Source organism: Fodinibius sp. GM108, from assembly GCF_058386985.1.
This window is the reverse complement of the sequence record NZ_JBYEIR010000007.1, coordinates 240,703-261,609: the sequence shown is the minus strand read 5'-3', so window position 1 is coordinate 261,609 and position 20,907 is coordinate 240,703. Positions and strand designations below refer to the sequence as shown.

21 protein-coding genes are annotated in these 20,907 nt (G+C 42.3%); 6 read left to right on the top strand and 15 right to left on the bottom strand.

Annotated features, from left to right (window positions below; translation table 11 throughout):
• Window positions 1-705: 705 nt before the first annotated feature.
• The 5 genes from ACT3ID_RS14505 to ACT3ID_RS14485 are packed head-to-tail and all read left to right on the top strand — an operon-like array spanning window position 706 to window position 4,098.
• Window positions 706-1,575 carry a nucleoside triphosphate pyrophosphohydrolase family protein gene (locus ACT3ID_RS14505; protein ID WP_491542771.1) on the top strand — a complete coding sequence of 290 codons (870 nt, stop codon included), beginning with the start codon at window positions 706-708 and terminating at the stop codon, window positions 1,573-1,575.
• Between the two features lie 31 nt (window positions 1,576-1,606).
• Window positions 1,607-2,086, top strand: a complete 480-nt coding sequence (locus tag ACT3ID_RS14500; protein ID WP_491542770.1) for a TIR domain-containing protein — start codon at window positions 1,607-1,609, stop codon at window positions 2,084-2,086.
• Window positions 2,086-2,703 (top strand): Nmad2 family putative nucleotide modification protein, encoded by a 618-nt coding sequence (locus tag ACT3ID_RS14495; RefSeq protein ID WP_491542769.1) that lies wholly within the window; start codon window positions 2,086-2,088, stop codon window positions 2,701-2,703. Before ACT3ID_RS14500 ends, ACT3ID_RS14495 begins: the two co-directional genes overlap by 1 nt.
• A 17-nt stretch (window positions 2,704-2,720) precedes the next feature.
• On the top strand, window positions 2,721-3,224 hold the full coding sequence (locus tag ACT3ID_RS14490; protein WP_491542768.1) for a TIR domain-containing protein: 504 nt from the start codon (window positions 2,721-2,723) through the stop codon (window positions 3,222-3,224).
• A gap of 1 nt (window position 3,225) precedes the next feature.
• Window positions 3,226-4,098 carry a DUF4231 domain-containing protein gene (locus ACT3ID_RS14485; protein ID WP_491542767.1) on the top strand — a complete coding sequence of 291 codons (873 nt, stop codon included), beginning with the start codon at window positions 3,226-3,228 and terminating at the stop codon, window positions 4,096-4,098.
• 275 nt (window positions 4,099-4,373) lie between these two features.
• Here ACT3ID_RS14485 and ACT3ID_RS14480 read toward each other — a convergent pair whose 3' ends face one another.
• From ACT3ID_RS14480 to ACT3ID_RS14430, 11 genes are all read right to left on the bottom strand, one after another.
• Window positions 4,374-4,556, bottom strand: coding sequence for a hypothetical protein (locus ACT3ID_RS14480; RefSeq protein WP_491542766.1), 183 nt, complete (start codon window positions 4,554-4,556; stop codon window positions 4,374-4,376).
• 525 nt (window positions 4,557-5,081) lie between these two features.
• Entirely contained in the window at window positions 5,082-5,318 is a 237-nt protein-coding gene (locus tag ACT3ID_RS14475) for a hypothetical protein (protein ID WP_491542765.1), read from the bottom strand.
• Between the two features lie 141 nt (window positions 5,319-5,459).
• Entirely contained in the window at window positions 5,460-6,152 is a 693-nt protein-coding gene (locus ACT3ID_RS14470; RefSeq protein ID WP_491542764.1) for a hypothetical protein, read from the bottom strand.
• 42 nt (window positions 6,153-6,194) lie between these two features.
• Window positions 6,195-6,767: a hypothetical protein gene (locus ACT3ID_RS14465; RefSeq protein WP_491542763.1), complete on the bottom strand. Its 573-nt coding sequence runs from the start codon at window positions 6,765-6,767 to the stop codon at window positions 6,195-6,197.
• On the bottom strand, window positions 6,768-7,211 hold the full coding sequence (locus ACT3ID_RS14460) for a hypothetical protein (RefSeq protein WP_491542762.1): 444 nt from the start codon (window positions 7,209-7,211) through the stop codon (window positions 6,768-6,770). It abuts the gene before it with no gap.
• A gap of 237 nt (window positions 7,212-7,448) precedes the next feature.
• Window positions 7,449-7,598: a hypothetical protein gene (locus tag ACT3ID_RS14455; protein WP_491542761.1), complete on the bottom strand. Its 150-nt coding sequence runs from the start codon at window positions 7,596-7,598 to the stop codon at window positions 7,449-7,451.
• A 371-nt stretch (window positions 7,599-7,969) separates the two neighbouring features.
• A complete protein-coding gene (locus ACT3ID_RS14450) occupies window positions 7,970-10,180 on the bottom strand; it encodes a hypothetical protein (protein WP_491542760.1) in 2,211 nt (736 codons plus the stop codon).
• Window positions 10,181-10,247: 67 nt separating this feature from the next.
• Window positions 10,248-11,474, bottom strand: a complete 1,227-nt coding sequence (locus tag ACT3ID_RS14445; protein ID WP_491542759.1) for an AAA family ATPase — start codon at window positions 11,472-11,474, stop codon at window positions 10,248-10,250.
• Between the two features lie 2 nt (window positions 11,475-11,476).
• Entirely contained in the window at window positions 11,477-11,779 is a 303-nt protein-coding gene (locus ACT3ID_RS14440) for a helix-turn-helix domain-containing protein (RefSeq protein WP_491542758.1), read from the bottom strand.
• 422 nt (window positions 11,780-12,201) lie between these two features.
• Window positions 12,202-13,431 carry a tyrosine-type recombinase/integrase gene (locus ACT3ID_RS14435; RefSeq protein ID WP_491542757.1) on the bottom strand — a complete coding sequence of 410 codons (1,230 nt, stop codon included), beginning with the start codon at window positions 13,429-13,431 and terminating at the stop codon, window positions 12,202-12,204.
• 330 nt (window positions 13,432-13,761) lie between these two features.
• The gene (locus ACT3ID_RS14430; RefSeq protein ID WP_491542756.1) at window positions 13,762-15,168 is read right to left on the bottom strand and encodes a hypothetical protein; all 1,407 of its coding nucleotides are present in this window, start codon (window positions 15,166-15,168) and stop codon (window positions 13,762-13,764) included.
• A 141-nt stretch (window positions 15,169-15,309) separates the two neighbouring features.
• Between ACT3ID_RS14430 and ACT3ID_RS14425 the strand changes: the two genes are divergently transcribed.
• Window positions 15,310-15,465: a hypothetical protein gene (locus ACT3ID_RS14425; protein ID WP_491542755.1), complete on the top strand. Its 156-nt coding sequence runs from the start codon at window positions 15,310-15,312 to the stop codon at window positions 15,463-15,465.
• 209 nt (window positions 15,466-15,674) lie between these two features.
• Here the strand turns inward: ACT3ID_RS14425 and ACT3ID_RS14420 are convergent, their stop codons facing one another.
• The 4 genes from ACT3ID_RS14420 to ACT3ID_RS14405 all read right to left on the bottom strand — a co-directional run bounded on the left by ACT3ID_RS14420 (window position 15,675) and on the right by ACT3ID_RS14405 (window position 20,460).
• Window positions 15,675-16,055, bottom strand: a complete 381-nt coding sequence (locus ACT3ID_RS14420; RefSeq protein WP_491542754.1) for a response regulator — start codon at window positions 16,053-16,055, stop codon at window positions 15,675-15,677.
• Between the two features lie 270 nt (window positions 16,056-16,325).
• On the bottom strand, window positions 16,326-17,186 hold the full coding sequence (locus ACT3ID_RS14415) for a hypothetical protein (protein WP_491542753.1): 861 nt from the start codon (window positions 17,184-17,186) through the stop codon (window positions 16,326-16,328).
• A gap of 132 nt (window positions 17,187-17,318) precedes the next feature.
• Window positions 17,319-18,170 (bottom strand): hypothetical protein, encoded by an 852-nt coding sequence (locus ACT3ID_RS14410; protein WP_491542752.1) that lies wholly within the window; start codon window positions 18,168-18,170, stop codon window positions 17,319-17,321.
• 7 nt (window positions 18,171-18,177) lie between these two features.
• Entirely contained in the window at window positions 18,178-20,460 is a 2,283-nt protein-coding gene (locus ACT3ID_RS14405; protein WP_491542751.1) for a TonB-dependent receptor, read from the bottom strand.
• Between the last annotated feature and the right edge of the window lie 447 nt (window positions 20,461-20,907).

Below are 20,907 nucleotides of genomic sequence, written 5' to 3'. Positions count from 1 at the left end.
TTTGGATCGGGAAAGCTGTTCCAAGCAATATATAAACATGGGTAGATAGGTTCATGCTTTGCATTACTTTCCAATGGCTATTGAAGAGTAGAAATATTGTGGATAATTATGACAGCATGGTGTCACCCTACCTGATTAAATAATATATACAGGTAAAATTTATGATAATTTTTATAAAAAAAGCTGGCGAAATGTGGATAACTTCGCCTTTTTGTGGAAAAGTAATTGCCGTTTTTACTTGCTCCAAAGTGTATGTCCTTTATATTGTGTTAAGCAAAAGAAAAGCCCGTTCGATGCTCTAACATCAAACGGGCTCATAAACTCCTTAAGCAAGGACCGCAACTTGGGAACTAGCGCCCCAAGTGCTTTATAACTAGCGCTCGCAAAGCAGTATGTCTGCTAACGCCATTTCTCTATTGGCAATTATAAAGAGGCTTGTGCTTTGTTGCAATAGCAAACTTGTAAAATGTTTGGAGGTCCATAGATGGAAAATTCCAAAGATTCTGAGCACAAGCCTGGAAAGAGAATCATCTTTCGGGCTTATTACGTGCATCCAGATACCGGCGAAAGGGTCTATCCAAAGAACGGAAAAGTTTTTCCTATTTGGGTAGGCGAGAAATAATAAGCCTTATGTTAGACCCTCCCGCCCGTTGGTTCGGGAGGGCTTCTTTATCATTCTTTCAAAATTAATTGCCATTACATGACATGGATTTAAGAGAATATCAAATAAAGTCAAAGGAGACTGATCAAAGACCAGGCTCCAATAAACTCATCAACTTCTTAATTCCCATTCTGGGGCTAGTGGGGGAAATGGGCTCCACTATCTCAGAATTTAAAAAAAGGTTGAGGGATGGAAAATCATATCAAGAGTTTAAACCTCATCTAGAGGAAGAACTTGGCGATGTGTTGTGGTATTTATCGAATATCGCAACGAAAATGGATCTTGATCTGGAGAGTATAGCACAAAAAAACCTTGAAAAAAACCAAGACAGATGGATGCTTAACGGGGAAAATAATTATGAACTATTCGATAAAAATTTTCCATCAGATGAACAGCTACCCCGGAACTTTGAGTTAGAGTTCAACGAAATTGCAAACAGTGGGGATAATAAAGTAGAAGTTCTTCTTGATGGTAAACAGGTAGGAAATCCGCTTACTGATAATTCATATGAGAATGATGGATATCGATACCATGATATTTTCCACTATGGATTTGCCGCATATCTCGGTTGGTCTCCAGTTCTAAGAAAATTACTCAAGGTTAAGAGAAAAAGTGATCCCCAAATTGATGAAGTAGAAGACGGAGCTAGAGCAGCTGTTATTGAGGAAGCTATTTCAGCATATATTTATCCCTTTGCAAAAGAGACAAACTTTTTTGAAGAAGTTGAAACTGTTGATTATGAGATATTAAAAACAATTCAACGCCTTGTAGAACCTTTTGAAGTGAAACAAAGAACTTTAAAAGAATGGGAATATGCTATTCTAAAGTCATACAAAATATATCGCTATCTCCGAAAAAATGATGGTGGAAAGCTGCAAGTAGATTTAAAAGCACGAAGTATCGAAATTATTTGACCCGTTTATTTTAACGAAACAAATAAAAACTATGGATAAGACAAAAAATGTATTTATAAGTCACCACAGTAAGGATGAAGAAAATATAAGCAAGCTCAAGAAGCTATTAGGAAAACAAGGCTATCAGATAAAGAATAGCTCTATAGATAGTTCTAAACCTAACCAAGCAACTAATACACAGTACATTCGGCGCTTATTAAGAATGCGTATCCAATGGGCTGGTACTTTCATCTGTCTTGTTGGTCCTGACACCCACAATCGTGATTGGGTTAATTGGGAAATTGAACAAGCTCATAAAAAAGATAAACGGATAGTCGGTATTTATTTGCATGGAGGTACTGAAAATGATGTCCCGGAAGGCATTAACTTATATGGTGACAGTTTGGTGCCTTGGCGATCTGAAAAAATCGCTGATGCTATTGAAGGAAATCTCACTGGGGAAGAGAATTGGTGTGATCCAGAAGGCAATCCTAGAGAACCTGCTAATACAATAACTCATTTAAATTGCTAATGAAATTTAAGTCATACATAGTAGCCCGAGATTATGGATTTGCACCTAATCCATTCGGGCAATATTGTACATTGGCCTGCTGTAAACAGAGAATTCGAAGAAATCTGAATGTTGGTGATTGGGTATTTGGAACTGGTTCAAAGCAGATGAATGCTGAAGGCAAGCTTATATTTGCAATGAATGTTACGGAGAGAATAACATATCAGCAGTATTGGGAAGATCCAAGGTTTGAATATAAAAAACCGATAATGAATGGCAGTTTAGTCCAAATGTATGGTGATAATATCTATCATAAAGATGATAGTGATAACTGGACACAAGAAAATTCACACCACAGTTATGAAGATGGTACTGTGAACGGCTACAATTTGGAAAGAGATCTAAGTGGCGATTATGTATTGATTTCTGAAAATTTTTATTACTTCGGGAACAGCGCAATTGATATACCAAACAAATATCAAAATGAAATTTGTATTTCCGGCCAAGGACATAAAAATGTTGACCAAATAATTGCACTCGAATTTCTAAGCTGGCTCTCAAATAACTATGATCCTGGCAGGCATGATGATCCCACGTTATTTACGGGTTCTTTTGAAAGGTATGACGGTATAAGCTAAATAAATTTTCAATAACTATGAGCTATAGAAACAAAACTTACGTGGTATTTGACGGGGATAATGATATGTGGGCCTACTCCTATATGAAAGGGTGGAAAAATAATGATAACATTAATTTTGATTTCCATGATGCTCATGATATTGGAGCTTTGACACGGAGAGCTCAAAATGAGGGTTACATAAAATCTGAACTCAGGAAAAGATTTAAAACAGCCAAACAGATTCTTGTTTTAATTGGCAAGAAAACTAAGAATCTATACCGGTATGTGAGATGGGAATTAGAAATGGCTCAGGATCTAAACTTGCCCATCATAGCTGTGAATTTAAATGGGAAAAGGAGTCAAGACAAGACTCTTGTACCACCGATAATTAGAGATGAATATGTAGTTCACATTCCTTTTAAAATGGAAATTATTAAGCATGCTTTAAACAACTTCCCAGGAGAATATCATAGAAGACAATCATCTGATTCTGGTCCCCGATATTATAATGATTCTGTCTATCGCAAATTAGGTCTTTAGTATGCAAAATCAAGACTATCCAGCTTTATTCCAGGCAGCTGATACTGGTTCAAATCGTACGCAATGGTATCATCACCTGACAGTAAAAGGTTATTTAAGCTGTTTAATTATTGGAGCATGTTTCTCTTTCTATGGGATAAGTAATTCAGTTCTAGCAATAGTAGCAGCAGTTGTATTTTTCATTGCTCTAGCCTTAACAATTTTAATCATTACTAAGAATTTTGAAAATAGCTGGTATAATTGTCGGGCCTTGGCAGAATCCATTAAGACAAGTACATGGAAGTATATGATGAGGGCTGAACCATATGAGGATTGTGAGGATGTACAAATAGTAAAAAGCGAATTTAGAAATTTACTGAAGGGGTTATTAAGAGAGAACAGGGACCTTTCATCTGATTTTGCGGGAGAGTTTAGTGAAAATGAGCAAGTTACTGACTTTATGAATACAGTCCGGGAAATGGATTTGAATGACAGAAAAGATTTTTATTTAACTCATCGTATTGATGAACAACGGACTTGGTATACCAAAAAATCAAAAGAGAACAGAGATAAGAAATCATTGTGGTTTGGTCTTTTATTTTTCTTCAATTTCTTAGCTCTTATTTTAGTAATCCTCAGAATAAAATTTCCCATTTTTCCATACTTCCCAGTAGAGATTTTAGTAGTAGTATCAGGAGCCTGTTTGACCTGGATACAAGTAAAAAAGTTTCAAGAATTATCCTCAGCATATTCACTCACTGCGCATGAAATAGGTACAGTAAGAGGAGAAATTGAGAAGGTAGATACTGAAGAAGCATTCTCTGATTTCGTTAACGATTCTGAGAATGCTTTTTCCCGTGAGCATACACAATGGCTGGCTAAAAGAATCCACTGATAGGGAAATAACAAAAAAACAAAAATCAACTTTTGGAAGGTGGGGGATGGTTTATATAGAAGGGGTGTCCTTTTCTGAGCGAGAAAAAATAAAAAATGATGTTGCTTGGGGACCCTAGTTTAAAAAGGTGGGGCTATGTTATGGAACCTAAATCCTAAAGAACTCGATTAACCTACCCCCCCTCCTATTATACAGCAATACCCCGAGATGGTAATCTCAGGGTATAAAAGGATTAGTAAAGTTGCTTCCACAGGTTATGTGGAGGAGCTTACCTACTAAGGAATCTTCAGCACTATTTTCAACGTCAGAAGCCAATATAAAGCCAGTCTCTTCATGAAATGCTCGAAGGCGGCGTCCACTTTCCGTACGTGCCGCTCTTCAAAATCACGGTGTTGACGGATAACCTGCTTGAGCTTCGCAAGGGAGCCGGCATTGGCCATTTTATCATCGTATGCCATTCACTGGCGGACTTCATTGCAGTAGGTAAAGCTACCATCGTATTGTGGAATTCATGCTAAAAATAGCTTCTCGGTATATTGTTCTATTTCAGTTTTATTATTCATTTTTATCTTCCTCATTTGTTTGATTTATGTTTACGTTTGAAAAATCCAGTGTTTTGTACTGGTCGGGATCTAAATTCCCATTCTTGACTCCTTTTAAAATAACCGGGGCTTTCTCGGCCGGTCGTTGTCATCCGTATTTTTTAGCCACATATCGAATGACGTAGGGACTTGCTTCCAGCTCTTTGGCCGCCCTATACATGCCTTTCTCCATTCAAATCTCTTTGATGGTATCAAGGCCGTAGCGATCTATTAGTTTATAAGTTTTACTGTATTCTGTTTTCCGTGGCTTACGCTCATCCGGATAATCGATCTTTTTATCTTTCATAGTTATATATCTTGTATTTTATTTATTTAATTAAGGTTTATAGCCTGTGAGGCTGTTCTTATTTCGTAGCTCATTATATAATCTTGGAATATTTTTTAGCTCGCTTCGCTTTCCACCGGATATGTCCGCCGGATTGAGGGCTTAAAATCTGTCGCGATTCTTAGTGGCAGGTTGGAATAGATGTCTACCTTGGAATCTGTGCGAAGAGCCCGCGCCCGTCCGGCAGCTTGTATTAGCTCGCTTTCGATCAGGCTGAGTTGAATCTCCCGGAGATCTTTGTTGGCAAAAGTATTAAACGAGAAGGTAAATCCTCCTCGCCTCACGGTCCGCATGCTGAATTCCCTGTTGAACTGGTCTACATTTGCGCCAAGTGCCTTCCCTATTAATATATACTGGCTGTTATGTTTGTGAGGCGTGCCTAACACATTCAGGTCGACGCCCGTATAGCCATTATATCCCGAGCAATTCTGAAATCACATTGTGGGAGAAGCGCTTTCAATACTATCGTTGAAACTCTTAAAGGTTATCGTGGGGCGATCTCGTGTTTTTTCGTTGGCCTCCTCCAGGCGGCTGGCCAGAGAATTACGACTGTAGGAATATTCGTGATGAAGCATGATTTGCCCCTTATGCTGGACATCGCTGATATCGATGACTTCTACACGTTCCCCGTAGAGCTTCTTATAGATAAAGATGGGCACCGTCGCACTCATTATGATAATCTTTTTGTCCTCGGGCAAGCTATGCCGGTTCACGAAGTGAATTTTGTCGCGGTCATTGGGGTCCTTATAGAAATACTCGCAGTCCAAAAATTCCATGATATTGCTGTCAATACCACGCGCGTTTATCACCGATGCCCAATGCTTGCTTAAGTCGACCTCGAACTTACCGGGCAGCTCCAGGATGTGATCCTCTTGCACCTCCTCCAAGTATCGCTGCAGGTCTAGGATATCCAGATGTTTGTTGCCAAACATATTGGCTTTCTTCTCGATTTTCTTCAGGTCGGCAATCTTCAACGTATCCACGTTAAGTAACAGCTCGATCGGATCCTCATCAAACACGATAGTATCAGCCCCATACGAGGTATGAAGGCCTCGCTCGTGAGTAGTAAAAACAGTTTGGATGGAATTTTTAGCGGCTTTGTTGGCATCCAGATAATTTGCAGCCAACTGCTGGTCTTTGGGGTAGCCAACATGACCATTCTTCAGGTCTCACAGCAGCCGGTGAGCCTGCTTGCCGAGTCCGGTAGCATACAGCCGGTCCAGTTTTTGATTCAGCAGTTCATGGCCAAAGGTGGGAAGCTCGGGTGTCATTACGGCCGTATTGGGCTGTTTCCTGCTCTCATACATCTCTTTTTTCAAGTCATTGGTGGGAAAGGCCAGCGTAACATCGTCAAGGTCCTTAACCCGCCACGACTTGCCGATTCCCGTCACCAAACGGAAAATATAGATTTTGTCATCCAGGCTATCCAATGCCCGGTCAAGCTTATATTGCAGCAGCTGTTCTGCTTTATCCAATGAAATCTTGCTTATCGGCTCAGTCTGCTCGATGCCGGAGATCATATCCCGTTCAGCCTGAATTAAATTTCGGTACTTATGGTCTTCGCGGTAGGGGGAAAAATTCTCCAGCCGCTGCGGGAAATAGGCTCCTTCCACGGTCCGGTTGTATTTTTGCAATGACCGTATTAATTCAAAGCGCCCGTCATGCGGATAAGGATTATCTCCTTTATGGTTGGCATTGAATTCCCGAAGACGCTCTTCGTAGATGCGCTTTCCCCCCTTCATTCAAACGAGATTTTGAGCAAGGCCTAAAAGCTGCTCATACTTCAGGCGCTGATCGCTGTTCATGAAGTCATAAAAAATTTGTACGCGTTGTTCCAGCTTATCCCAGTCTACGGTTTTGTTATTACGGTTGGCGCGAAGAGCTTCAATGGCCTGCCTTTTCTCCTCCAGACTCATTGAGCTCTCCAGTTCTCCTATATTATTAGTATAAGGCGACTGCTCTCCGCAAATACCTCGGATAAAGCGTGAACCTTCCTCATCGGCTTTAATTTTATACATGCGTCCGCCTTTCTTAATTTTGTCGGATTCCAACACCGAAAACAGCACATCTAAGGAAATGGCTTTTGAGTTGAGCACCTCCCCCTTCTTATTGGTACCATAAAAGAAATGCGCTTCATCCCGACAAGCTTTATCAGCTTCCGGGTACAGCGCGAACAGCCCATCCATGAGATAGTTACGTGCTTTCCGATTCGTGATGAGGGTATCTAAAAAGAATATGAGACGGAATTTTCGCTTTTCGGGGCTGTCGCCGTAGGTAGGGTAAAATGCATTGGGGACGATATCGTAGGTCTGTATTCGCTCTATAGCTTCAGACGGGGAAATTCCTCCGTCAAAATCTAATGCAACTATACAGGATCCAACCCAATTCTGATTGGATCGTTGACCGTCAAAAACCGAGGGACTTCACGATATACCTTGTTCTATGCCTTCAATAAAATCTTTTATGCTGCTCACATTGGCACGTCGCAGGCTGTTATTAATATGAGCCGCCTCAGCGCTGGTTGGCTTGTGGTCATACCTGTTAGGGTCGGCGGTAAATTCAAATTTTTCCATTCTAATTATTCTAATTATTCTCTTTATTTTCTAAGCTTGTTGTCTCTTGTAAGGTTTTCTGTTTTCAAATTGTGGTATGGATGAACTTAACTCATCCTTACTCTGTATTAATCTATTTCAGATAATCGGAGATTTCAACTCTAAATCTTCTAAATACTCATCTTTTTAAAATTTATTTCAATATCGCCTCTCACAAGCCACAGGTAAGGATTTGAGGAGAAAATAAATTTATAAACCTCCTAAATTAAAAAGGCCAAATCGGCAATTGGATCTCTCCTTTGCTGATCCGGCCTATTTACCCTTTTAGAGTAATTTTGTTTAGACGATTTATATTTTTAGAAACAACCGCAGAAACTTGCAGAGGGTGATTATCAGCTAAACCATTCCCTAAACTCCTTTCCGGCAATTTTTAGATCTTCGGGAAAAGCCGTACATCCCCGGGTCCCTATTCCGGGAATATGCTTTTGGTCTTTTTTAACCCCTGGGAACTGCTCAAACCAAACCAACAATGAATCCTTCCCTCCCGCTTGAGCTGCGAGACCTGTATCAATCCAACGTTTATTATCTATCCATACAAATCCATCTTTGACATCATAGGCGTCAAATTCCGGATCACTGCTCCACTGCTCAAGCAAGGTGGCCAGCATTTTTTCCCGCCTCTGTTTTTCTTTCAAATTAGGATACCAGGCAAGCTCAGCCGCCTCTAGCAACTGGTCTTCCGCCCGCTGAGGACCGTTGATATCTACGAGTCTTGCCAAAGAAAGCAGAGGTGCCATCAGCTGGCGCTTTCTTCCGCTCAAGACCCCGCCGGATGGTAAGTCAATAGGAGAAGGAATGCGCCTGTAATACTTCTGTATTGCTTTGTGATGGTATAATCCGAGGGCGTAGCAACCCCGCCGGATGAGTTCAATCCGATTTTGAACCTCTGGAGTATCCGGCTCCCAAAGATTAAGGCTTTTTTGATTTGGTGTCTGCCTCATAGTAATGGGAATAACACGTGAGCTAAGCGCCGGGGCTTGAATAGGATCAATGCTGGCTAAGGCTTTGGGAGAATACAGATTATATGTCGTCGAATTTTTCCCCGTCATCTTCCGGTAGCTCCCGCCCTCCTTGTATCCGACGTTTATCATGTGAGTATATTCCGTTCCTGTTCCCTTCGAATGGGATTCAAACTCGTCAAGACCCAAAGTGCATCCCAGTTTATGTACCTGCTGAATAACACTGGCACGTGTGGCTTGAGATTCCAACAACCCATTAAACCCGCACTTGGTGATCAGTTCAAGGAATGTCGTTTTCCCTGTACCCTTGCTCCCGTGCAGGTGGAGATAGCCATAGGCATTAAATAGCTTATAGACGTATCCTCCCATAATCCACAGGCCGATGAGGGAGGCCGTTTGCGGGTGTTCCAGGTGAATATGATCCAGAATAAGGGACTTCAGGCTGTTGAAGGCATTTTTTGGCGTCAGTTGCCGCGAGGAGCGGTCGATATTAAAGACATCGGATTTCGTTAGGCGAATCCCTGGATCCTCGTGGATCGAGGCATCGATGTTATAGATATCTTTTACCTCCTGCACCTCTAGAATATTGAATGGATGGGAATGGACAAATTTTCCTTCAGCTGTTCCGTACCAGTACATTCCACCTTTGTGATCTTGGGGAAAGTACAAGGATTCACTTTTATCCCCGCTGATAAATGATTGGTACGTGGCTTTGTCATAGGCCACCGTTTGGTTGGCACTTTCTCGCTCAACAGCTTCCAACAAAGCGTCCTTGTGTTCAGACTTACCTAAAAGCCACTTTGTAAATAACTTGCCACTAGTTAATGGCATCGTATGAATGCTTTTCACCTGAGTATCAATGTCCTGAAGACATTTAATAAACGGGTGAAATGAATATTCCCATTCGCCCCGCTCATCGCCAATAAGCAGTACAGCGGTCTTATCCTGGAGAAGTCGCTCGTAGTTGATCCAGTCCACCCCACTGTCATGAGGCCGAATATATACCGGCTCTTCCACGATATATTGCAAAGTTACAGCCTGAAGAGGATTTTCCACGAACCAGATTCTCGGGGCGTCCGGGTATTCCTCAACGCGAGGCACCCCGATGATGGTTTCCCCGGGATGCCCATGTTGCCAAGAAAACCTGCTTACAGGATGACCAATCTCACTTCGCCACTGATAATGTAAAGTCCGGCCGTCTTGGTCCAGCCATAACGGGTAGTCTTGGACTATGGAGGGAGATAGTCCGCTAATAGCCTCCAGCTCTTTCAATCGCTCGGGATCTTCCCGAAACGCTGACAGACGACTTTCACAAATATGTCTCCTGAGCTGTTCATCGTCGTGGGATTCGGCATTGATGGCCCGTTGGATTCCCGCCTCGGTAAGCAGAGAATAGAGCTGGCGCAGGAAATCTTCCCTGCCACCTTTTGCCCCGGTGGGCTGGCATTTGAACGAGCCATCTTCCCTGATTTGAATTTCCCCCTTTCCAAACGGTGAGGAACCTTCAAGAGGAAAGTTTCCCTCAATTGATTGTTCTGCTGTGATTTCTTGGATGTATCGTTGATAAAATTTTATTGATTTCATAATAACTTAATTTAAAGTTTGAAATATTTTGTGTTTTAAGCTACTTCTGAGAACGCGGGCTCACCTCTCAAGGAAAGCCCCGTGCATTAATAACTTCGAGGATGTTTTCAGTAGTAATTTCTCCCTCTCCGCCGGTCTTGGTCTCTACCATTGCGCGCAGTGCGGCCTCTCTGACAAGTTTTTGGATATCTGCTCCCGAGAAGGTTTCCGTTTGATCTGCTAACACCTCGCAATCTGTCTCAGGATGAGCTTTTACTCCCCTCAGAAAGAACCTGAAAAGCTCCACTCGCTGCTGGCGATCAGGGAGCCTCATCTCAATTACTTGTTCTAGGCGGCGGGCTCGCAAAAGACTTCGTGGAAGCTTGTCTGGTTTCCTGGCCACAGCGATGGTTATCACCTGCTCGTCCATTTGGCTGTTATCTAAACACTCCTGCAGAACGGCTACAACAGGATTCCCTTTATCTTCCGCTGCTATTATATCTTCGATGGGATCCACGATAATAACGGATCTCTCCTTCTGTGAAGATGCCTTTTTGTAAATGGCTCGGATGCTCGTTGGATCTTCTGCTGCCGTGGGCGGTATAGGTAAGATCGTTGCATTGGCTTCTTCGGCAGTGGCCTCAACTACTGTTGATCTACCCACACCTTCGGGGCCGTAAATAAGGGCTCCATTGAGCGGGCTACCGAGGTGCTTTGTTGCCTGATCAGGGTTATTGAATGACAACAAGACCTTGTTTCTCATTTTTCCAATAACATCATCCTTCCCCGCAAGTCTGTCATATCCGTCTGCATCATTTTGGGAGGACTGGTGACCCAGCCTGCGAACCTTCGACTTTGAGTGATCTTTGGACGGCTCCGCGTTTTCTAATCGCGTCTCCTTGGTGATATATCCAGAACCTTCAATAATTTTTATCGTTTCACCTTTAAGCCTACCAATATCACCAGGTTGCACCTCCAGACCTTCCATAATTGGTATAGCAGATGGATCGTCTTCGATCACTTCATATTGAAGAGTATCGACCTGATCAGCCTGGCTTACCGAAATTGTCGCTCTTGATCTCTGGGAGAGATCGAAATATCCGGCAAGCGCCGATGGGACTAGCAATCCATTTCCACTTCGGATCCCATTAACAGGCTCAGCAAACTTGAGGTGCCAAATTATGCCGTTGATTTCAATCCGGTAGGTTTGCAGGTAACTTTTGCTGGGAAGATCCAGCTGGCTAAACGAAAACGCATCGATTGCAAACCTGTCAACACTGTCAGCTACCTTGTATTTTAGTGTGGCTCGTCTCATCGCTATACCTCACCTCGGGCTTCAATGCGGCGCTCCTCCATGAATTTCTCCACGTCCTCGGTGCGATAAAATATTTTCCTACCTTCCTGGGAGTAAGGTATCTTTTTCTCCTTCCGCAGATAATGTTGTTTGCGTGAGGAACAGCCTGTCAGCTCTTCGAACTCAGCTGTCGTTAGGTATTCTTTGCGATTAGCCCGACGTATTATTTTCGGGATGCGCCGCTCAAGAAGGGAACCAACTGTCTCCTCTATAAGTTTCCGGAATTCAGCCGGAGTGACAATAATAACTCTGTCATCTTGAGACATAATATGTGTGTGACTGTAAGCTTCGCAAGAAAGGGGATGAGGGATTGTAAAAGAGAAGAGCATTGTGAAAACTGCTATCCTCATTCCTCGAACCACCCTCCAAGCGAAACTCGCTTAGAATTATAATTAGTAAGTGGTCGGCACTCACTTTTTGAGAGTGCCTTTGAGGACTGAGATTTTCACAGTCATCACATACTGCTTAGCTACAAGATTCTTGTGGTTTTTTAACCAAAAGAATGAGATTGGCAATACCCGACTAACTTTTTTAGTCAATCAGGATATTAATCATTCCCTGAATCCTGCTTTTAAGCATTACTTAAAGATAAGGGATCATATCACTCAGATGCAACTATAAATTATGTTCCATCCCAAAAATTCTTAAATAATGGATAACTTTTCATATTATTCATTTTTTATCCCAATTAGCTAAATGGATTATCCATAGTCTGATCCTTTGCTTGTAGCCCTAGTCTATCCAAATAATTTTCGGTTGTTGAAACTTTTGAGTGTCTTAGTTGACGAGAAATTTCATAAATTGAAACTCCTTTATTCACCAAATACTGAGCGAAACTATGGCGGGCAACATGGGTGGTAATTTGATCGGCAATGCTTTCTTTAATCTCCGCTTGTTTTCCAACCTCCTTTATTGCCTCATTTACAAGTACTAGAGAGCTTGAGACTTTATTTTCCACAATAGACTTATCTTTTCTCTCTTCCGTGGATAATCCATCTAGAAAAGGAAAAACGTAATCTTTATCAGTCTTACCCGAGTCTTTATAATAGGATATTATCCTTTTTCCTGGTTCAGGTATAGGAAAATACATAACTGAACCCGTTTTACTCATCCGGTAGGACAGGCGCCCGTTATCAATTTGACCCCACGTCAATTTGGCCATGTCACCAAACCGGACACCGTTCAAATAAAAAGCTAAGACAAATACATTGCGCGCATTCCACTCGATTGTGTCTTTCTGCAATGATAGATTAGCCAGATCTTTAATCTGCTTATGAGTGAGCTTTACTTTTGGTGCTGGATCTCCTTTTTTTATCGGTTTTACATCTTCAAAGGGATCGTTAAATATGAGGTTTGCATCCCGGGCTCGCTCAAGGATCCGTCGCATGTCACTCATATTTTTACGTATGGTAGATCCTTTATTTCCCTTTTCTTGCTGCATCCAATCTTGGAACCTCGAAAGAAAATCGCTGTTGATCTCGGTAAATAACAGATCCTCTGATCCGTTAAATTCTTTCAGTTTTGACAAAGTAGCATTGGTTTGTTTTTTCAGATAGAACTGATCATTCCTCTCAAGTGCCTCAAGTTCTTCATCAGCCATAACAAAAAAGTTCTTCTTTGAAGCACCGACAATTCGATCCTTAATTGCGGTAGCACTTTCTTTGTTTTCACGCCTCAAAATACGGGCAGCTTCCTTAGCCTGTTCTAGAAGAATATCCAACTCCTCATTCAACTTATTGTAAATAGAGTGAGATCGGCGGACCTCCTCCTTATCGTCCCGCCAATCAGAAGGATCAATTCTAATTCCAGTATTGTAGTATTGTAGCTTCCGATTACAAGTTATTCGAAGATATATAGGACATTCTCCTTTATGATTGGGTCTTTCTTCCCTTATATAGTAATGAAATGTTGCAGGCATAATTAGGTCAGATAACTTTGGCTAAAATAAATTTTATTTTACCAATTGAAAGTTTGGTAAAACATTGGTAAAACAAAAGTCGTAATTCACCCATTTTAAAAATCCTCATTACATTACATAAACGGGTATTATGTATTAGAAGAGCGATAATCAGAGTACCCCATTACGCTTTTCGACTCCAGTCCAGGGCACCATCCTTCTTGTAGGTCTGTGGCTTGCAAGTTTTGTTAAATACAAAAAGGGAGCACAAATAAATGTGCTCCCTTTTCGGTATAGATAGTAAAAGCCAATCTTTCTGGAAATCAACTTTAACCGTGTGATTATTTATCCCTAATCCAACGGACAGCCCTGCTCATTAAAGCTCTCGAATTCATTTTTTGCAGCTTTGATATCTCCACCATCTACGGCATCATTAAACTTTGAAATAACTTCAGCTACAGATAGATCATAGCTGACATCCGGATTAGATGCATTGAGTAATGCAGCTACGGCATGGCGGATGAGTGCATTAAGCTTGCCACCTCTCAGTTCCAGTCCTTCAAGAAGGGTAATATCTATAGCCTTACCTTGTTCAGGGCGTTCCAGATCTAGTGAAGCCGGTACATCAAAAGGATCGTTTAGATCATCTCCCGGTGCGTATGTAGTCCAGGAGTCAAAATGATGCGGCTGTTTCCAGTATCCCGGAGTACAACCCTCTCCGCCCTCTTGCTGCACAACAGGTACAGATAAGCCTGCCAGTGACCAGACCAGCGAAGCAGGATTTGTACCTGTACCGGAAATAGGCTCAACAGTGACTTCCGTTACGCCTGCCGGGATTTCTATAGATTGTCTATAATTATCCCATTCAGCCCCTTGATATGATTGAAATAGCGGTTCTCCACTTGACCCGTCTGACCCATAAGTAGTTGTTACCCCGTCGATCGTAATTTTCAACGAATTGGGACGCTCCGTCCTATCTGCCAATTCAACATCACCTATAAAGAGCGTAAGTTGTGCTGTTCGACTGGTACTGGCAGGATCGAAAGAGAACGTTATAGGCTCGGCAGTTCTCAAAGCATTTTGTTGATCAGAAGTTGGTGCTGTAGCATCCGCCCATAAGAAATCAACACCGTCGTAAAGTACCAATTCGCTTTCTTCAGAACTCAATGAATAAAATATCAATAATGAAGCTCCCAGAGACTCGGTATCAGCAAAATTATCCTGAACCTCTATATTATTCGAGCCGGGGGCAACAATGCCCTCACCACTCAGATCTACACGATATGAGACAGGAGCTAAATCCTCGCTTGAAGAAATCATATCCACAGGTCCCCCAATGATGGAACCTGTATACTCTGTACCTTCCACAGTAATTTTTGGTTCAGATGGACTACTCTCAGAGCCTCTTCGGGCCCAGTACAAGTATACTTTTTCTATTGTAGCACCCGCAGGTACATCGATCGATATAGTTTCTACATCTTCACTTGCTGTTCCTGTCCCTGCCGTAACAAAGTTTGTTGCCGTAATTCCGCTAATATCTCGCAATGTCAAACCGTCATTTGCGGCAGTCGGAGCCACTGACTGTACCTGAGAAAGAGTTTGGTTGTTATCTGTCGCAGAAGATATACCATCTGTCCCCGTAGAATCACAACTTGTCAAGATGATGGCAATGGCCATTATTGCATAAAACCAAGTCTTGTGTATACACGACCTTTTCACTCGTGTGCTGGTTAAATCCCGTGTTAGTTTTGTATACATATTCTCTCCTTTTTTGAATTGTTGTTGTCCAGGGTAGTAATAAAGGTAAGGGCATTTGTTTGCCCACTGCACTTTCGATAAAAAGTGATTCCCTCCTACTTTGATATTTAATAAACCTCCACACCACTGCAATCACAATAAATGAAAATAGGATATACTTGTAATATCTATAACGAAAAGTTCGTAATCGTAATGGAGAATCCCCTGCCCGGACCACTTGTTCTTTTAGTTTCGGCACCATCTCTGATGAATGAAGATCAAATATATGTGAACGATAAGATTTCTTCTCTTGAATAACCATCCAGAACAACCATAGCCTAATTTACATCCTTTATCGAATAATCCTCCGGATCGAAAACTCGCATAGGAATAGGACTCTCACTAAAGTGGTTGAAATGGTGAATTTTCATAGTTTACCACTTCCAAAGCACGTATATTTATTTAATGTCATAATTTTTGGCTTTAGAAGTTCTTAGGCTATCAATTAGAAGAGTTTTCGATACGAATTATTCCTTCACTTGAGCATAACTTCGAATGGTTTCGCATATCTTTTTCAGATCATCTGATTTAGTAAGGTATGCGACAGCACCGGCTTTCATCATGCTTTCCCTGACGCTAATATCATCGTGCAGCGATAAGCCAATAATCCGTACATGATTTTTGTCAGCTGTAATCTTTTTTGTGGCTTCAATCCCATCCATCTTGGGCATATTAATATCCATCAGAATTACATCGGGTGTAGTCTTTCTTGCTAGTTCAACAGCTTCAATGCCATTGGTGGCTTCCGCTATAACCCGCATATCGAATTGATGATTAATCATCTTCCTGATAACCTGCCGAATCAATAGGTGATCATCAGTAATAAGTACATTAATTTTTTTAACCATTCTAAGTCCCTCATGATGAGTAGAGCTTTTTTAAATAACGAAATTGTTCATGGATTATTAGCCAAAATATTACTGACTCCCAGATAGGATAGCAGGTTTCAGATAAGATACTCAAAAGAAAAACCGTACACTATTTACATATTCGCATCCCTAAAAATTTTTATTGATAAACTCTCCAGAGACTTTTAACTAATTGAGAGGGGAAGTTATAATCTTTCCAAAAAGAAAATGGTTGACAACCACTAACACAAAGAACCAGATTATGCAATTCTACTCTTCACAGGGAATCAGCTTTTCGTCTTCATTGACGCACCGTTTCAGTGGGACTGTATGGCTGGCTATGCCGGCTACGACACCCGTTCCATTCTTCACATTCGAATAGTTGTTCGGTATCGGGATCTCCTCTTCCGTAAGATCCGACAGATCAGGCCATTCGGGGCTACCTTTAGCTATAATCACTTCACGTTCAAGAACCTCATATGATGCCTGACCCAGTTCATTCTCAATTAGTTCTCCACCCTTAAGTTGGAATCGCTGATGTCCCTCATCAGTTATAAATAAGTGATCTATATGTGAGGAATTGACTTCTACTATATCACCAGGAAGATCATACCTTCTAAGTTCCTTCACCAAGAACCGTGATTCGACAACTATCAGCGAATCATCGGTGGGTATTTCAATGAGGCCTTCTTCTCGCTGGGTATTGTAGTCCATCAACGGGCGTGGAAGCGGAGGTGGTATAGAAACTTTGGCACGACTGGTGCGACTGTCTGCAGCTTCTGCCTTCAACAGATAATCCTCTTCGGGATGCAGGGGTTCATCAGTCCAGTAGTTTAACACATAGACGTTGTTGCGAAAGGCAAAAAGAGAATCCTCAAGGGTCATCGTTTTTCCCGTTTCAATACGGGTAAGAGTAACTTTTGCCCGCCTGATATCAGGATCATCCGGTAGCAATTTTTCGCCGACAGGCATCACCCGCACCCACTGTGTGTCGGCATGGAGATCCAGCGTTCCAAATATAGAAAAAGCGACTTGTTCGCTCGGCTGGATTGGCTCGAATGTGGCATCACAGCTGGTAACCAGCCCAAGTAGTATTAGCCCTGTTATATAAGAGGTGAGTGCTTTGTGCATATTTAAAATCCTGATTTAAATAAAAAGAGCACCTTATACTATAGCTTAAGATTGCCGCTACAGCTTAATTTTCCATTAGTCCTCAAAACTTATCTTATCTCTTTGATCAGGTTTATAACAGCATTATTCTATTCATTTACAGGGAATCAGCTCATCATCATCGTTTACACACCGCTTCAGCGGCGCTTTTCGGCTGGCTATCCCGGCTACCAATCCAGTTCCATTCTCCACGTTCGAATAGTTACCAGGTATGGGGATCTCCTCTTCTGTAAGATCTGATAAATCCGGCCAGTCTTTGCTACCTTTTGCTATAATCAGTTCCCGATCCAGCACTTGAAAACTCGTCTCAAGTTCATTGTAAATCAACGAGCCACCTTCCACACGAAATCTGTAACTCCCTTCATCTGTCAGGAACAGGTGATCCAAGTGAGAAAAGGTAACTTCAGTTGGGGGAGCGGGCCCAAAAGGGGTAAGCTCCTGTACTACAAACTTGGATTCGACCACCACCAGCGAATCATCGGTGGGTATCTCAATAAGACCTTCTTCCCTTTGGGTGTTGTAATCGATCAACGGGCGTGGAAGCGGGGGTGGTATGGAAACACGGACGCTACTGATACGACCATCAGCGGCTTCTGCCTCCAACATATAATCTTCTTCGGGATGTAGCGGCTCAGCAGTCCAGTAGTTCAGCGCATACGTGTTGTTACGGAACGCAAAAAGAGAATCCTCAAGGGTCACCGTTTCTCCCGTTTCCAACTGGGTCAGGGTTACTTTCGCCCGTTTTATATCTGGATCTTTCGCCAACAGCGTTTCGCCGACAGGCATCACCCGTACCCACTGTGTGTCGGCATGGAGATCCAGTGTCCCAAACATTGAAAAAGCAATTTCGTCGCTAGGCTGGATGGGCTCGAATGTGGAATCACAACTGGTAACCAGAATAATTGATAATAAACCAATTACAGTAGATATAGTCTTCTTGTACATATATGACTTATGATCCAGATTCGTATTTGAGTGAAATAAAAGGCATAAGTGAAAGCTGACTAACACCCTGCTGATTAAAGATGTCGTAGTAGAAAAGATTTTCTCGGTCAAGCATGTTAATGGCCCCGACCTGAGCACGCACGGTCGCGGCGTTCCAGTGAAATGCCTGTTCCAGCGATATATCTATGCGTTGAAAGTCAGGCAGTCTACCGTCGAACGGCTTATCTATAAGCAGCCGCGGATCACCGTAATCTTCTCTGACATCCGGCAGATGTTCTTCAAACCGGAAAAAACTATCAAAGCCGAGAGGACGGGTAAAAGGAAGACCGGATCCGTAATTAAGACTTATATCTGCGGTAAAATCACCGTATTCGAAACCTACCCCAACATTCAATTGATGACGACGATCGTGGGGCGGGTGATATTCCTGTACCGGTTCCCCGAACCAGAGACCGAAATGATCCTGCGTCGTTTCATACTTGGTAAAAGAATATCCGTAACCTACAGTGGCATAGAGAAAACGGTGGTTAAAATTCAGCCGTACATCCGTTCCATATACCTGCCCCTTGGCATAAGCCAAGTCAGTTGAAAATTTTGCAATTTGGCTCCACGTCGAAACCGGTTTGTTTTTGATGGTCTTGTAATATCCTTCTATGACGTAACTCAGATGCCGGCCAATTGACTGATTCCATCCCAACAGTGCATGCTGCGATTCCATTCTCCGGTTGGGATCAGGCATCGGCATCCAGGCAGTAAAAGCATTCCCCGCATCTCGGAAATCTCCCACTCCCAGTAGTGGCTGATGATAGATACCAAGCGCAGCATGCAGCTCCTCGCTCTCCTCATTCCATGGCTGCCAGGCAAGTTTAAGCCGCGGCTCAACACTGGGACTGAAACGATTGACATAAGAAGTAACGGAAACCCCGGGATTTATCGTTAAAGTTTGATGTAGTGGAATTTCGGTCGAAAAATATCCTCCGATTGAAAACAAAGTTTCCTTCTCTTCTTGAACTCCGATAAACAGATCTGATACATCATAGTTTAAAAAGTTAAATCCCCCGAAAACACCATAGTTTAATTGAAAGATTCCTGTGTTTTGAGTGAGATTAACATCCAGCTGAAATTTAGTGATATCGGATCGTCGTCCCGGTGAATCAATACCACCAGCCTCATTGGAAAAATGAGAGACTCCTACTTGTACATCAGCATAAGATACAGCAGATCCTTCGGACACCCCTGAACAGCGGCCACCCAGCACAAAATTACTCCACTTGACATAATCCGCTTCCTCAAAATTGACTTTTCCGCGATCGTAGGTGCGCATCATATGAGCAGAACAGGGCCCTTTTTCCCCGATGCTGCTCAGCTTTATCAACTGGCTGTTGAAGCGGAGCGGTTTCTGCTCCTTTAGATAGATATCACTGGCGCCTTGGATCAGCGATCCTCTGCCCAAAACCAGCATGGAACTTTTACCTTCTGCCAATGGCATCTCCATGAATACCTCTGAGATAAAAGGACTTACTGATGCAGACCAATTTTGTTCATAGAGGTTTCCGTTTTTTAGCTGTACGTCCATCACCGAGGATGTTCGACCACTATATTCGGGTCCAAATCCCCCGGCAAACACATCCGCCTTTGAGATCACATCTTCCGGAAATGCTGAAAAGAAGCCCAAAATATGAAATGGTTGGTAAATCTGAATACCATCCACCAGCACGAGATTTTCAGAGGGAGTACCGCCCCTGATAAATAGGTTGCCGCCCCGATCACCGGTGGCTACGATGCCAGGCTGGTTCTGCAGCACACCTACGAGGTCACCACTACCGGCCGGTGTAGGTGTCCTTCCAATTTCTTTTGCATCAACAGTTGTTTGACCAGCAACAGTTTGAGAACGCCGTTCGCTTACGGTTACTTCCTCCAGTCCCTCTACAACAGGAGACAAACGAATATTATGGGTTACAGTTATCCCCTCCTGTTCCAGCTGAAGCGTGTCCACATGTGATTCGTACCCAACGTAACTCACACGCAGGATATGTATTCCGGTTTCCACCCCGCCAAATTCATACAATCCGTTCGGATCGGTGGTTTGCCCCCGCACGTTCTCTTTACCGATTTTTTGCAGAGTTACATTGGCTATCTCTAGGGCTTGACCTGTCTGCTGGTCACTAACCGTTCCCAAAAGAGTGATATCCTGTGCCGCAGCTGAATGGCCTAATCCGGCTAACAGGAAAAATAATATCCAGCTAGTAATGACATACTTCATCGTTGATGATTTATTAGTTGATTCCATATAAAAAACTAAACAGTGTAGTATTTCATTTTAGAAGTGCAATACTGAATTCTGTAACTTCTTAGGAGTTGCAATCAATCTAATTTTATCAAAAATCTGATTGCATTATAGCTCAAAATGAATATTGGATTGCCAATATAAAAAAAAGAAGATAGCTTCATGTGTGGTTTTTAGATTATTTACTAGTCTCAGCCAACATACTAGTTACACACTACGGCCAAGGGATAACTAGTGTTTCATAGCATAAACAAGGAGGCGATATGAAATCGGATTTGAAATTCTTGTTTTGTTATGGACAAAAATGTATTCGATATTCCTCTGACATATCAACTGGTTAGTTGGCTTGGTAATAAAGATTAGATCGCTTCCTGCTGTAACCTACAACGTAACAGGAATAGGATTTACGAAATACATAATGCTCTGTACGGAATAGTTTATCATCTCATT